The organism is Deinococcus sp. QL22 (assembly GCF_023370075.1).
In the GTDB taxonomy this organism is placed as follows: Bacteria; Deinococcota; Deinococci; order Deinococcales; family Deinococcaceae; genus Deinococcus.
This window is the reverse complement of record NZ_CP097149.1, coordinates 349,690-363,704: the sequence shown is the minus strand read 5'-3', so window position 1 is coordinate 363,704 and position 14,015 is coordinate 349,690. Positions and strand designations below refer to the sequence as shown.

General features: G+C 62.1%; 15 protein-coding genes. 6 read left to right on the top strand and 9 right to left on the bottom strand.

The window, feature by feature from the left end; translation table 11 throughout:
• Positions 1-65: 65 nt before the first annotated feature.
• The gene (locus tag M1R55_RS01680) at positions 66-374 is read left to right on the top strand and encodes a hypothetical protein (protein WP_249393029.1); all 309 of its coding nucleotides are present in this window, start codon (positions 66-68) and stop codon (positions 372-374) included.
• Positions 375-477: 103 nt separating this feature from the next.
• On the opposite strand, the gene M1R55_RS01675 is transcribed toward M1R55_RS01680, so the two are convergent.
• Positions 478-1,179 carry a DUF305 domain-containing protein gene (locus M1R55_RS01675; RefSeq protein ID WP_249393028.1) on the bottom strand — a complete coding sequence of 234 codons (702 nt, stop codon included), beginning with the start codon at positions 1,177-1,179 and terminating at the stop codon, positions 478-480.
• Positions 1,180-1,267: 88 nt separating this feature from the next.
• Between M1R55_RS01675 and M1R55_RS01670 the strand changes: the two genes are divergently transcribed.
• Positions 1,268-2,098, top strand: coding sequence for a YdcF family protein (locus M1R55_RS01670; protein ID WP_371827173.1), 831 nt, complete (start codon positions 1,268-1,270; stop codon positions 2,096-2,098).
• A 216-nt stretch (positions 2,099-2,314) separates the two neighbouring features.
• The gene (trmFO, locus tag M1R55_RS01665; protein ID WP_249393027.1) at positions 2,315-3,739 is read left to right on the top strand and encodes a methylenetetrahydrofolate--tRNA-(uracil(54)-C(5))-methyltransferase (FADH(2)-oxidizing) TrmFO; all 1,425 of its coding nucleotides are present in this window, start codon (positions 2,315-2,317) and stop codon (positions 3,737-3,739) included.
• Between the two features lie 64 nt (positions 3,740-3,803).
• Here trmFO and M1R55_RS01660 read toward each other — a convergent pair whose 3' ends face one another.
• The 3 genes from M1R55_RS01660 to M1R55_RS01650 all read right to left on the bottom strand — a co-directional run bounded on the left by M1R55_RS01660 (position 3,804) and on the right by M1R55_RS01650 (position 4,610).
• Positions 3,804-4,031: a hypothetical protein gene (locus M1R55_RS01660; RefSeq protein WP_249393026.1), complete on the bottom strand. Its 228-nt coding sequence runs from the start codon at positions 4,029-4,031 to the stop codon at positions 3,804-3,806.
• 48 nt (positions 4,032-4,079) lie between these two features.
• A complete protein-coding gene (locus tag M1R55_RS01655; protein WP_249393025.1) occupies positions 4,080-4,277 on the bottom strand; it encodes a GyrI-like domain-containing protein in 198 nt (65 codons plus the stop codon).
• 72 nt (positions 4,278-4,349) lie between these two features.
• Positions 4,350-4,610: a MerR family transcriptional regulator gene (locus M1R55_RS01650; protein WP_249393024.1), complete on the bottom strand. Its 261-nt coding sequence runs from the start codon at positions 4,608-4,610 to the stop codon at positions 4,350-4,352.
• Between the two features lie 180 nt (positions 4,611-4,790).
• Here M1R55_RS01650 and murD point away from each other — a divergent pair, with 180 nt between their 5' ends.
• A complete protein-coding gene (murD, locus tag M1R55_RS01645; protein WP_249393023.1) occupies positions 4,791-6,137 on the top strand; it encodes a UDP-N-acetylmuramoyl-L-alanine--D-glutamate ligase in 1,347 nt (448 codons plus the stop codon).
• The gene (locus tag M1R55_RS01640) at positions 6,134-7,252 is read left to right on the top strand and encodes an FtsW/RodA/SpoVE family cell cycle protein (protein WP_249393022.1); all 1,119 of its coding nucleotides are present in this window, start codon (positions 6,134-6,136) and stop codon (positions 7,250-7,252) included. The genes murD and M1R55_RS01640 overlap by 4 nt, the downstream gene beginning before the upstream one ends.
• A gap of 19 nt (positions 7,253-7,271) precedes the next feature.
• On the opposite strand, the gene M1R55_RS01635 is transcribed toward M1R55_RS01640, so the two are convergent.
• From M1R55_RS01635 to M1R55_RS01615, 5 genes are all read right to left on the bottom strand, one after another.
• Complete coding sequence (locus tag M1R55_RS01635; protein WP_249393021.1) at positions 7,272-7,871, bottom strand: antibiotic biosynthesis monooxygenase; 600 nt, start codon at positions 7,869-7,871, stop codon at positions 7,272-7,274.
• A 515-nt stretch (positions 7,872-8,386) separates the two neighbouring features.
• Positions 8,387-8,743, bottom strand: a complete 357-nt coding sequence (locus M1R55_RS01630; RefSeq protein ID WP_249393020.1) for a hypothetical protein — start codon at positions 8,741-8,743, stop codon at positions 8,387-8,389.
• 294 nt (positions 8,744-9,037) lie between these two features.
• Entirely contained in the window at positions 9,038-9,289 is a 252-nt protein-coding gene (locus M1R55_RS01625) for a hypothetical protein (RefSeq protein WP_249391322.1), read from the bottom strand.
• A complete protein-coding gene (locus tag M1R55_RS01620; RefSeq protein ID WP_249391321.1) occupies positions 9,271-9,576 on the bottom strand; it encodes a hypothetical protein in 306 nt (101 codons plus the stop codon). Before M1R55_RS01620 ends, M1R55_RS01625 begins: the two co-directional genes overlap by 19 nt.
• Positions 9,577-9,657: 81 nt before the next feature.
• Positions 9,658-11,814, bottom strand: a complete 2,157-nt coding sequence (locus M1R55_RS01615) for a glutamine synthetase III (protein WP_249393019.1) — start codon at positions 11,812-11,814, stop codon at positions 9,658-9,660.
• 611 nt (positions 11,815-12,425) lie between these two features.
• Here M1R55_RS01615 and glnA point away from each other — a divergent pair.
• Positions 12,426-13,733, top strand: coding sequence for a type I glutamate--ammonia ligase (gene glnA, locus M1R55_RS01610; RefSeq protein ID WP_249394094.1), 1,308 nt, complete (start codon positions 12,426-12,428; stop codon positions 13,731-13,733).
• Positions 13,734-14,015: the final 282 nt, after the last annotated feature.

The following is a 14,015-nucleotide window of genomic DNA, read 5'->3' as shown; positions in this document are numbered from 1 at the left end:
TGACTGTATTGGGCTTGGTCTGAGCGCACAATCTGATCGGCTGGGGCGGGCTAGGCTCGGCAGCTATGGGAAAGAAGGACAAAACGACCCCGCGCATGGCGTTCGTGACGCTGCGTGACCTCCCCGGCACCCGCGTCATGTTCTGGGTGGTAGACGAGTGCCCGTATTGCGGCGAGCGCCACCTTCACCCTGCAGGCAATCTCCGCACTGCCGACCCCAGTGACCGCCTGGGCGAAGTGCCCGCCATGTGCGACCCTACCCGCATGTACGAATTGGCCCTGCCGCCGCGCCCGAAAAAGAAGGCAGGTAAAACTGAGCGACGCCGCGAACGTCAAGGTGGGAAGCGGGACGTGGTAGACGACGACAAGTGGTAGGGTTTAAGGGTAGCTCGTGAAAGTTCGCGTTGGCTGAGACTGTGCAGCTCTGGCTGTCGCTGTTCTTAGACCCTTAGCCAATCCCCGCCCCCTTCAGGCTGGCCTACTCGCTGTGATCGTGCGCCGGGACGGCTTCGGCTGGGTGATCATGCTCTGTGGGAGTGCCCGCCGGATGGTCATGAGCTGGGTCAAGTTCTGTGGTGGCTGAGGCCAGAGCGGGCAATGGTTCCGCGCCTCTGGCCTGCAACAATTCGGTCATGGTGCGGATTTCTGCGCCCTGTGTGGCAGCGATCTGGCGGGCGAGGGTCAGCACTTCGGGGCGCACTCGCTCGTTCAGCACAGGTTTTACCATCGCCACAGCCCCCTGATGGTGCCGGATCATCAGTTGCAAAAATTCGCGTTCGGCCTGTACGGGCGTACCGGAATCTAACTGACCGAGTTCTGCGGGGGTCGCCATACCCATCATCGCGGCGTGTTCTGAACTCATGCCTGCGCCGCCCCACGGCAGGCCCCACAGCGTTAGCCAGCCGCGCATCTGCCCGATCTGTTCCTGCTGAGACAACTGAATATCCAGCGCCAACGAACGCAGGCTGCGGTCTGTGCTGCGGTCACGAATCCGGGTCGCCATGTCCACGGCCTGCGCGTGGTGCTGGATCATCTCGCGCACAAAGCGGGTCTCGGTGCTCGACTCAGCGGGCCTGGCGAGTCTGGGGGCCAGCAGCAAAAACGCGGCCAGGAAGGCGGCGACCACCAGTGCAGAAGCGGCCAGCACACGGGGAGAAATGGAAGGCGCACGGCGAGTCATTGGCCGCAGTATAAAGTTGATTCTGGATTATCAGTGGGACGCTTGCCTCCTTGTTGTGGCCTGCCCCGCTACACTGCCCCGCGTGACTCTGGGCCAGCAAGGAAAACAAAACGACGTCAAAGAGCGGAGAAACGGCGTGCTGAGCGGTGTGGCGATAGGTTCCGCCTTGGCCGTGCTCGCCGCTTACTTGGGTGAGATTCGTGCGCCTGTGCCGCTGCTGCTGGCCCTCATTCTGATCTGCGCGGGCCTGGGCGCATTCCGGCCCGCACGCCGCGTCCTGAAGGTGGGCGCGGGCCTGCTGGCAGCGGTGTTTGCCCTCTGCCTGCTGACCCCTGTGCTACGTGCGCCGCTGGCCTCACTGACCGAAAGTACTGAACCTGTGCAGGCGGATGCCGTAATTGTGTTGGGTGCGGGCGTGTGGTGCGGCACGGGGGCGCTGGAACCGTCCAGCCTCGCCCGCCTGATCCGGGGGCTGGAACTGTGGCGGGCAGGGTTGGCCCCCACGCTCTCCGTGTCCCAGCAATCGGGCCTGATCGGGCCGAAGAATTGCCCCAAAATCAGCGATCTCGAACGGGTCTACATTCGCGGCCTGTATCCAGATGGCGGCCCTCAAGTTCTCACCTTAGCCAACGTGACCACCACCCGCGACGAGGCCGCCCGTGTCCGGCAACTAGCCCGTGTGCGCGGCTGGAAACGGGTGCTACTCGTCACATCTCCCTCTCATTCGGCCCGCGCTGCCCGCCTGTTCCGCACCCAACTTGCGCCGCTGGGGGTGGCCGTGACCAGCGTGAATGCCCCCGAAACCTGCTTCGACACCACGTTGCCGCTGCCCTCAGACCGTTTGGCCGCCCTGCGCGTGCTGCTGTATGAAGGGATTTCACGGGTGAAGGCGGGGGTGGGGGGAACGCCGGAGCGGTAGCAGTTGGGTGGTAGGGGCTGGCCTAAGGGTCTGAAGGTCTAGGGTCTAAGGTGTTGGAGCGCTGGCGTTTTTAGAATGCAAGAGCGTTGCTGACTTGTGGTGTTGCCCTTTCTTAGACCCTCAGACCGCCCGCCCCATTCATGTGGCCCACTCCATTTGGCTTCATCCGTTCTGCCCCACACCTTCCCGCCCGCGCCGTTCCCCTACACTGGCCGGATGAGCAGTTCTGACACGGCAAACATTCCCACAATTATAGTTATCGGTGCGGGGCTGGCAGGCTCCGAGGCGGCGTTGGCGGCGGCCAGCCTCGGCGTGCGGGTGCGCCTCTTCGAGATGAGGCCCACGCGCATGACCCCGGCCCACCGCTCGGGCAACTTTGCCGAATTGGTCTGTTCCAACAGCCTCGGTGGAGAGGGCGAGATGCAGAGCAAGGGCATGTTGCAGGCCGAACTTCGCAGCGTGGGCGGGCAGATCGTGGCCGCCGCCGATGCCTCACGCCTGCCCGCCGGAAATGCACTGGCCGTGGAGCGCGACGAATTCAGTGGCCGCGTGACCGAGCTGGTGCGTCAGCATCCGCTGATCGAGGTCTTGGGCGAAGAAGTGACCGCCGTGCCAGAAGGCATCACGGTCATCGCTTCCGGCCCGCTCACCTCGGACGCGCTGGCCGCCGATGTGGCCCGCCTGACCGGAAGCGAGCGCCTCAGCTTTTACGACGCCGCCGCGCCTGTCATCGCCGCCGAAAGCATCAATTTTGACGTGGCATGGAAGGCCGGGCGCTACGACCAGAGTGCCGATTACATCAATTGCCCGTTTACCAAAGACGAGTACCTGACCTTTTTCGGGGCGCTGGAGCAGGCCCGCTCTCACACCCCCCACGACTGGGAAAAGTTGGAGTTTTTTGACGGCTGTATGCCCATCGAAGAAATCGCGCGGCGCGGCGTGGATACTCCAAGGTTTGGTCCCATGTCGCCCAAAGGCTTGGACAATCCGCGCACCGGGCGCTGGCCCTACGCGGTGGCCCAGTTGCGTCAGGAAGACCGCGAGGGGCGGATGTGGAGCCTCGTAGGATTCCAAACGAGCCTGAAATGGGGCGATCAGAAAACCGTGGTAAACCTGATTCCCGGCCTGGAAAACGCCGAAATCGTGCGCTACGGCGTGATGCACCGCAATACCTACCTGAACGCGCCGCAGGTGCTGGAATCCACGCTGCAACTCCGGGCCGACCCGACCAAGTTGGTGGCAGGCGTGTTGGCGGGAACCGAAGGGTATCTGGAGAGTGCGGCCACAGGCTGGCTGGCAGGAATCAACGCGGCCCGCCTCGCGCTGGGACAGCCTGCCCTCACGCCGCCCGCCGAGTCCATGCTGGGCGGCCTGACCCGCTACCTCGCCAGCGCCAATCCCAAGGGATTCCAGCCCATGAACGTCAACTGGGCCCTGGTTCCCGAACTCCCTCTACCCGAGGGCAAGCGCAAATGGGGCAAACGCGAGAAGCGCCCCTTCATGTTCCGGCGCGGCCTGGACGCCTTTATGGGCTGGGCCGAGGGCGAAGCGGGCCTGACTGTCACGCCTCCGCCCGTGCCGGTGCCCGACACGGAAGCCGAGGCCGAAGCCGCCCCGGTACTGCAGGCTGTGACGCGCTAAGGGCGACTGGAGGCCTACACGTTCCCAGAAGACCCGGCTCCTTTGCCTGAGCCGACGAACGCCGTCAGTGTCCTTCCTCCGGCTCCTCCAGAAAGAACGCGATGTCCGTCTCGTACTCGTCCGGGTTCGGGGTGTGTGGAACGCTCTTGACATAGAATTCGGCGGTCACTCCGGTAATTCGGAGTTCACGGCGCAGCGCTTCCTCGACCACTGCCGAGTAGGCCGCTCCCGTCTTGTCGTAGGAACCCACGAACCGCCCAATAAAAGCCTGACCCCCTTCAAACGCCCTCACCTCAATTTGGCCGTCGCCTTCAATGTGCCCCCCAATGGGCAGGCAGACTTACACCAGACTTCCCTCACCCTGGTCATCGTTGTCGTGCACAAAAAAGCTCGGGGCCTCAAGATGGTAGCCTCGCGCCCTGGCGTGCATCATCAACTCACGCAGAGCTTCGGGGATCACCTCATAATTTGGGGGCTGAAGACGTGTACGGATACTCAGGGTCTGGCGGGCGGGAAGCTGCTCGATGCGGTAGTTCATAGGATCCTCCTGGAGATAGAGACGCAGGTGCAGAAGAGAGTGCTGGCGGTGATCAATCTCGGCGTTTAGCCGTTATTCATGCCGGGCCCAGACCTCCCTGGCGTGACTGGGATGGTCGATCAGATCTCGGATATCGTCCAATGGCAGACCCAGTTCGCGCCAACGGCGAATCCGGACGGCCACTTCAATCTGCGAGACGCTGTAGTAGCGGTAACTGGTGAGGTCATCAACGGCTGCGGGGGACAGCAGATGAATCTCGTCGTAGTACCGCAGCGTTTTTGGAGACAGGCCCGTCAGGTGGGAAAATCGGGAGATGATTAGGCGACCTCGCATAGACAGACACGCTAAGCGTTCCAGCAGGGGGAAGGTCAAGAGCGCCGCCGCACTGGAGGGGTGAGGTTGTGTCAGACTGCCCCGGCAACGTATGAGACATCAGCACAGGAGGGAGCGGGGATAACCCCTGGCCCCCGCCTCACACGCATCCTCCGCCCGTTTGCCTTATGGTAGGGCGCAATGGACGGGCAGCGGGCGGGGCAGCGAGAGCTGAGAGAAACACAGTTGGGGCGGATACTGATTTACGGTTTGGGCCGCAGTGGGCGCGGCGTGGCGCGGTTTTTGGCGGCAGAGGGCTTGCAGGCCGATTGGCTGGACGCCCGCCCCGGTCCCGAAGACACGGCGTTGGTGGCCGATTTGGGCTTTGGCCCCGGCGACCTGTCGCGCCCGTATAGCACGGTGGTGGCCGCCCCCGGCGTGCCGATAGACCATCCTGATCTGCTGGCACTGGCCGCACGCGGGGCCGAGATTCTGGGCGAAGTGGCGTTGGCCGCCCGCCTGCGTCCCAATCTGCCCATGATCGGCATTACAGGCACGGCAGGCAAGGGCAGCACGACGGTATTGGTGGCTCATCTGCTGCGGGTGTGCGGCTTGGCAGCGTTGGAGGGCGGCAACATCGACCCGCCTTTGCTGGACGTGGTTGACCGGGCCGAAGTCGCGGTAGTAGAACTCTCCAGTTTTCAGTTGGAGCGTGTGCCGGGGCTGCGTTTGCCTGTGGCGGTCATCACCAATCTGGGCATAGATCACCTGGATCGTCACCGCACCGAGGCCGCCTACCACGCTGCTAAACTGAACATTACGGCGGGCCAGACGGCGGACGACGTGCTGATCGTGCCCGCTGGCTTACAGGTGCAGACGCGGGCTAAAGCTCTCGCCTTCTCGCCCGATTCACTGGCTCTCGCGGATGGCCGCCTGATCCTGCCCACCGCCCACCTGCCCGAAGGTATTCACCCCGCCAACGCTGCTGCTGCGTTGCTGGCCGCCGAAGCCATGTTGCTGTACCTGGGCCGCCCAGTCCGTCCCGACCTGTTGGCCGCTGCCCTGCGTTCGGCCCAGCCTGTATCAGGACGTTTCGAAACGGTGGCCCGCCTAGGCAACGTGCGCTTTATCGAGGACAGCATCGCCACACGCACGCTGGCGGTAGAAGCCGCGCTGCTGCGGGCCACGCCGCCGATTGCTTGGCTGGTAGGTGGCCGCGACAAGGGTGCCGATCTGGTTCCGCTGAGGGCCGCCGCAGAGGGCCGGGTGGTGCGCGTGATTGCCTTTGGCGAAGACGGCGAGAAGATGGCCCGCGAATTGGGCTTGCCTTCTGAAACGGTGGCGGGTGAGGGCGGCGACGAGGTGCTGATGAACGCCGCCCGCGCTGGATTAGCTGCCCTGCAACACACAGGTGGAACGGTGCTGCTGGCTCCCATCGGCACCAGTTTCGACCTGTTCAAAGATTACAGGGCACGCGGCGAAAGCTTTAAGCAGGCTGCGCGGGCGCTAACCACTCAAACTGCCCAACCCGCAGAGGCCCAGGCATGAGCGCCCAACTTGTGATTGCACAGGTGTTGCTGCTGATTCTGGGCCTGATGGGTGTGGCCGCTGCCAGTCCCGAACTGATTACCGACCATGCCAGCAAAGCAGTGATTGCGCTGCTGGCGACCTTCGCGGTGGCCCGGATGCGGCCCAAAACGCTGCTGAAGCTGGGGCCGTGGGCGTGGGGTTTTGCCTTGGTTTTGCTGGCCCTCGTGCTGTTCGTGGGCGTCGGAACCCAGACCAGCCCCGGCACGCGCCGCTGGCTCGATTTCGGCCCCATCCGTTTCCAGCCGTCCGAGCTGGCAAAACTGGCCCTCGTGTTGCAACTGGCGTCCTTCTTTTCCCGCCGGGGTGTGCAGAACAAACTGGTCAGCGCCTCCCTGATGATCGTCATCACCACCGCACTGATTCTGTTTGAACCGGATCTGGGTACGAGTGTCCTGACGTTCGGGCTGGGCATCATCTTGATGTACGCGGCGGGCGTGCGAATTGGCAACATCGGGGGGCTGTTGCTGGCGCTGACGTTGGTGGGCCTGCCCATTGCCAATACTTACTTAGAAAACCATCCCTACATTCGCGAACGCTGGTTTGGTCACCAAGACCGGATCAACAACGAGAGTTTGACGGTGGGCCTGGATCAGATCGGCATGGCACACCGTGATCTGACTTCGGGTGGGCTGTGGGGACTGGGGCCAGACGGCCCGCGTTACTCGTATTTTGCGGCCCATACCGACATGATCGTGGCAACGGTGGGCTTCAGCACCGGGCTGCTGGGCGTGGCAATGTTGCTGTTCGCCTACTGGCTGATCGTGTCTACGGCCCTGCAAGTGTCGCAGCTTGCCACCCGCATTCGTCCCATGACGCCCGAAATTCATGGGGCCAGCATCCTCGCCACAGGCAGCATGTTCATGATCGTGGGTCAGGCGTTCGTGAATCTGGCGGTGGCTGCTGGACTGTTCCCAGTAACGGGCGTCCCGCTGCCCCTCGTCAGCTTCGGCTTCAGCTCCATGCTTACCATGAGTATCGCGTTGGGCGTCATCCACGCCTCTATGCGCGAGGTGCGCCGTCACCTGCCCGCCGAAGAAGACGCTCCGGATGTGTTGGCGGTTCCAGCAGACTGAATCCGACTGGCCCTGAACTTTATTGGCCCTGACCAGGGGCCGGATACAGCCAACGCCGCAGCCAGCGCGACAGCAGCGGCAATACAGGCCAATTCAGGAAAATGGTGGACGGCACGACGGTACTGAGAATGGCCAGATACCAGGGCCAATCTTTGGTAAAGGGCGTAAACAGTGCAGAGAACAGCAAAATCAGCGGGTACACGCCCACGACGCCCACCAGCACGTTCTTCCAGAGGGCCGGAGCGGGGGCGCGGGCGGGGCGGTCAAACCACGCTTCCAGCCCCACCGACTCGCGGTAATCCACCTCGCCTGCCGTAAAGTGCGGCAACTGCTTCAACGCCCGCGCATACTCCGCCGACGCCCGCCACGCCGCCAAAGCGTCCGGCGAGGCAAAGCGCACCAGCGTCACGTATTCGGGCATGGGGCCAGAAGCGTCACGCAGCACATGCAGGCCAATGAAGCCGGGTTGCAGGCGTTGCAAGGCGTGCAAGTCCCGCGCCCACGCCTCGTATGCAGCCACCTGTGAGGGCCGCACCCGTTCCGTCACCACCAATGTCACGCCGTCCAGGCGGCGCGGAAGGGTGGAATCGGTGGGGGAGAGTTTGGAGGCGTCCGGCATAGGGCAAGCACTGTACACCAAGCGGGCGAGAAGGGAAGAGACAGGCGGGAAGTTAGTGGGGGAGTCATAAGGTGTGCAGTTGGCTTCGGGCTATGAACCCTGGCGCATATCTGATACGGGGTTAACAATGAGTCCTTGACACAGGCGGGTACGTTGCCGCGTGGCCCCTCTGCCTCGCAGCTTTTCAAGCCACCCCGCTGCTTTGCTTCTCTCTGCTGCGTAGCTCTACGAGTCCCACAGGTGGAAAGGGCAATACCAGATGCGCGAACCTCTTTTATTCCGTATCACTCCAGCGCTCGATTAGTTTTTATTCCCTCGCCCCTTGTGGGAGAGGGCGTCGCGAAGTAGAGGGGGCCACCGAGCAAGCTCGACCCTCAGAACTCTCAGAAAGCTGTAATCACATTCTGGTTGGGCCGCAACACAACTAAAGGGGGCCAGAACCCCAACGGTTCCAGCCCCCTCATTCACGGTCTTCTCGGCCCTTAGACCCTAGACCCCTGACGGCCTGACACAATTTATGAGGGAGAGCGAAATCTGAGCACCCAGCCGCCTTCTAAAGCGTCCACAGAACTGACATGCGATTTCTTGCGACGTCCGGGAGGCGCCGGATCGGCGCCTCCTTGGAGCGTCAGGCGGTTGAGTACTGCCTGCCCCCGGCTCAGCGCGAAGTGGACGCCGCGTAAACCAAGTTTCAAATAGCTCAGGGCGCGGTTCCAATGGGGATCAATGGTTCTGCGCACACCCTGCTGCACGAGCTGGAGTCCTTCGGAGACGAGCAGGAGCGTGGCCACAGAGATCACCAGGATCAGGCGTTCGAGGCTGGCGGCATCACGCAGTTTGGAGTCCTCCAGACCGAAGAGGCCACTTATCATCCAAGAATCCTTCCTCTATTTGGAAGCGCTCGCCGTACTCAGCAAACGTTGCACGACTGGTGGGTTCATCGCTCACCACCTGCCACTGCTCTGGGCCGTCCGTGGACGGCCCAGAGCCACATGCACCGGCCCAAATCGGTGTCCGGTGATCGTGACGTTGTGGAAGCAGCGCGTTTCGCGCGCTGCGAGTTTGATTTCCGATGGTGCAGACCCGTTGCCCGTCTGGAGCGGCCAGAATCAGGCTCGATTTGATGCGGATGCGGAAGTGCCATCCGCAGACGCGGAGCCAGCCCATCAAGGCCGTGTCGCAAAACCCCGATCCGCCAGGAGTCGAACATCGTGCAGCCCAAGAAAATCCAGCAGGCCTTTGACCTCGGCGAGGACAGGCAGGAGTTGTTCGGTGCCGACCTGAGCACTGGCATGCTCTAGGACGCGGGAGACGAGCGGTACCGCGCGTCCCCGGTAGAGGACGGCCACCCGGATCAGACAGAAGCGTCCGAACAGGATGCTGGTGTCCAGCGCCAGCGTCAGGAATGCGGGCCCCAATCCCGCAAGGCTCGGGTAATCAGGGGGCCATACACACTGCCAGGGGCGATGGCTGGATTCTCCAGCCACCGTCGGCAGCGACGTTCGGTGCTCTGGGCGACCGTGGCCTGGGAGTGGATGTGCGGCAGCCAGGAGGGAATGGAAACGCTCTGGGACAGCACCAAGCCGCTGACCATCCAGGCCAGCGTACGGGCGTTGCGGACGTCGTTCCACAGGGCGGGGTGGAGGTGGGGCAGGATCGCTTGGTACAGTCGGGGGGCGTCCCCGGTGGCATTTTCGGTCTTCACAAACAGAAAGTGTCCCCTACCGGGGACGCTTTCTCATAAATTGTGTCAGGCCATCAGCCCTAGACCCTTAGACAGTGTTTCTCACTTCACAAACAGCATCTGGCGGTAGGTGGGCAGCGGCCAGTGCTTCTCGGCCACAATTTTTTCCAACTTGTCGGCGGCCACGCGCACGGCGCTCATGGCGGGCAACACGTGGTCGCGCATGTGGTGGGCCTTCTCGTGAATTTCCTCGCCGCCCAGCGCCTGATTCTGGGTGTACAGCCCTCCAATCGCGTCGTATAGTTCGTCGGCGGCGGCTTCCACCTCGGCAATCACGCCCTTCACGGCCTTGCTGTTGCCTGCGCCGTAGAGGTCTTTGAGGTATTTCACACTGGCCGGGAGAATCATGGCGCGGGCGATGTACTCGGTGGTTTCGCCCTCGATGTTCACGGTCTTGAAGTAGATGTCATACATGATTTCCTGACGGGCCGCCAGTTCGCGGTCAGTCAACACGCCATATTTGCTGAACAGGTCGGCATTCTTGGTGTCGGTCAGGTGCTCGATGGCGTCGAGGCTGGTGCGGAGGTTCAGCAGGCCGCGCACTTTTTCGGCTTCCACATGCCACTCTTCGCTGTAGCCGTCGCCGTTGAAAATAATGCGCTTGTGCTTGCTGTAGGTGGCCTTCACGATCTCGCCCACGGCATCGTCGATTGCCAGCCCGCTGTCCAACTTGGCCTGCAAGTCGGCAGTCAGGGCGCTCACAGCGTCGGCCACGATGGTGTTCAGCACCGTGATGGGCATGGAAATGCTCTGGCTGCTGCCTGCGGCGCGGAACTCGAACTTGTTGCCCGTAAACGCAAAGGGGCTGGTGCGGTTGCGGTCTCCGGCGTGGCGCGGCAGAGGAGGCAGCACGCTGGAGCCGAGGCCCAGGAATCCGGCTTCGGGGCCACGTCCGCCCTGACCGCTTTCCAGTCGATCCAGAATTTCGGTCAGTTCGCTGCCGAGGAAGATGGAAATGATGGCGGGCGGCGCTTCGTTGGCCCCCAGACGGTGATCGTTACTGGCGCTGGCCACGCTGATTCGCAGCAGGTCTTGGTGCTCGTCTACAGCTTTAATCACTGCCGAGCAGAAGAACAGGAATTGCAGGTTCTTGTCGGGCGTCGCGCCGGGTTCCAGCAGGTTTTCGCCCTTGTCGGTGGCCATGCTCCAGTTGCAGTGTTTGCCGCTGCCGTTCACGCCTGCAAAGGGTTTTTCGTGCATCAGGCACACCAGACCAAACTTGCGGGCCGTGTTGCGAAGAATCTGCATGATCAGTTGCTGGTGATCGGCGGCCACGTTGCTGTTTTCGTAAATCGGCGCGATTTCAAACTGGCCGGGGGCCACCTCGTTGTGGCGCGTCTTGACCGGAATCCCCAGCGCGTACATCTGGGTTTCGGCGTCGGTCATAAAGCTCAGCACGCGGTCAGGAATCGCACCGAAGTAGTGATCTTCCAGTTCCTGCCCACGCGGAGGAGTCGCGCCAAACAGTGTGCGGCCCGTCATGACCAGATCGGGGCGGTTGTAAAAGTACTCTTCGGCAATCAGGAAGTATTCCTGTTCTGCGCCAAGGCTGCTGCCCACGCGGGTGCCCTCGCTGGCCCCGAACAGGTGCAGGGCAGGGGTCACGGCCTTGTTCAGCGCCTCGGTAGAGCGCAGCAGCGGCGTTTTGTTGTCCAGCGCCTCGCCTGTCCACGACGCGAATACGGTGGGAATGCACAGGGTCGCGCCGTTGGCGTGCCGCATCAGGAAGGCGGGGCTGCTGGGATCCCACGCGGTGTAGCCCCGTGCCTCGAAGGTCGCCCGCAGGCCGCCGGAGGGGAAGGAACTGGCGTCAGGTTCGGCCTGAATCAGTTCGTTGCCGCTGAAGGTCGCCATGGCAAGGCCGTCTCCGGCAGGCGATACGAACGAATCGTGCTTTTCGGCAGTCGAGCCGGTCAGGGGCTGGAACCAGTGGGTGTAGTGGGTCGCGCCGCGTTCCATGGCCCACGTTTTCATGGCGAGCGCCACCGTGTCGGCAATGCTGGGATCCAGCTTGTCGCCGCGTTCCAGCGTGGCCTGAAGGCTCTTGTACACGGGCTTGCTCAGGCGGGCCTTCAATTGATCCAGCGTCAGGACGTCGCTGCCAAACACCTCGGTCACGATCTGCTGGGGGGTGGCGTTCTGGGTGGGGTCGGTCATCCAGTTGCGGGCGGCGGAAATCACGTCGTAGTCGTGGTTCATGAGGTCTCCCTTGGGTGGTGCTGGTCTGCTTCGTTCATCTTCGCCTGCGTCTCTGAGTCTGCGTGCCGGAGGCATCCCTGCTTCCCCAGTCCGCAAGCGCCTCAACACCTTCTGACGAACGCCTGATGCTGCCGCCAAGTATAAGAGCGCTTTTCACGTAGGGTCAACGTGAGACTGTACAAGTTGCACATCTGGCCCGGATATCCGGTCAATCACGCCGGACAATATGCAGATTGCCCCTAATATTCTGGTGTTTTGTCTCATCTTGAGCAGACAACTCGTGAATGTTCCGGCGGTTTTACCCGGAGTCCCTGCCCGCCTTGTCCCGCCGTACCGCAGAATGACGGAGCTTCTAGGATGGAGCTTTTAGAGAGACGGCCTCCACAGGTGCAGAGGGTCAGCGTGCCTCTGCCGCTTGCGCTCAGGCAGCCCGGCCCGCTACGGTCAGCGCCTAAGATCACTCGCCTCAACTCCTCTTTATCTTCTCCATCTTCTCCCTGACACTGTCTTTCATTGCTTTATCCCTAGCCGGAGGTTTGCCCACCATGACGCCCCATTCCCACCTATCTGCTTCCCACCTTCCCCCCGACCCAGCCGCCATTCTGGCCGAAATGGACACGGCGGGCGTCAAGTTTTTGCGCCTGCAATTCACCGATATTCTGGGGGCCACCAAAAACGTAGAAGTGCCTCAGTCTCAGTTTGAAAAGGCGCTGCGCGGCGACGTGACTTTTGACGGCAGCAGCGTGGAGGGATTCACGCGCATAGAGGAATCCGACATGCTGCTGCGCCCCGATCTGGGCACATTCCTGATCTATCCACAGTTTTCGCGCGAGGAAGGCGAGCGCGGCAAGGTGGCCCGCCTGATTTGCGACGTGCATTTGCCCGATGGCACGCCCTTTGAGGGCGATCCGCGCCGGGTGTTGCGGCGGCAGGTGGAGCGGGCGCAGACGCTGGGCTTCGAGATGTTCGTGGGCACCGAACCCGAATTTTTCCTGTTCGAGCGCACGGCCACCGGCGTCGGCAGCACCGTGACGCATGACCGCGCCGGATACTTCGACCTCGCGCCGATAGACAAGGGCGAGCGCATTCGCCGCGAAATCACCAACAAGCTGGTGCAGATGGGCTTTGAAATCGAGGCCGCGCACCATGAAGACGCTCCCGGCCAACACGAAATTGATTTCCGTTATGCACCTGCGCTGGAAACCGCAGACCGGATCGCTACTTTCAAGTTTGTGGTCAAGCGGGTGGCGCTGGAATACGGCCTGCTCGCCAGCTTTTTGCCCAAGCCCCTGCCCGGGGTCAACGGCAGCGGAATGCACTGCCACCTCAGCCTCTTCCGAGACGGCGTGAACACTTTTGCCGATCCAGATGGCGAACATGGCCTGTCGGTCACTGCGCGGCAATTTATTGCAGGTCTGCTGGAACACGCGGGCGGCATGACGGCCATCACCAATCCGCTGGTCAACAGTTACAAACGCCTCGTGCCCGGTTACGAAGCGCCCGTGAATATCGCGTGGAGTACCAGCAACCGCAGCGCCCTGATCCGTGTGCCTGCCAAGCGCGGCAATTCTACCCGCGCCGAACTGAGGATGCCTGACCCCAGTTGCAACCCTTATCTGGCGCTGGCCGCGATGCTGGCGGCTGGCCTGGACGGGATTGCCGAGAAGCTGGAGCCGCCGCCCGCCATTGCCCGCAACATCTACAAGATGACCGTGCGCGAAAAGCGCCACCACCGCGTGCGCGAACTGCCCACTGACCTGCGCGAGGCTGTAGATGAACTGGAAAAAGACGAGGTGATCGCCGGAGCGCTGGGTGAGCATGTGCTGGATCATTTCGTGGAGGCGAAACGGGCCGAATGGCGCGACTACAGCGCCACCATTCATGCCTGGGAACTGAACCGGTATTTGGACTTGATTTAATTTAGGGTGGACAGCAACACCGGGAAGGAGTTCAGAACTTACGAACGCCAGGCCTAATGATCCGCCCTGCCAACGTGCTTCTTTTACATTGCATCTAATTGCGTTACCAATGAATATTTAGGCAATATTTCCAATCCTTTCTGATGATTCTCTGAGTTTTGTTGCGAATCACTCTGTAATCAAAAGTGAGCAATGCATTGACTTCCCCTAAAGCCGTCCCTAGAATTAGGGCATCTCAACGTAAAGCGAAATCAGGCCAGTGTGCCTGCCTAGCCCCAGTCC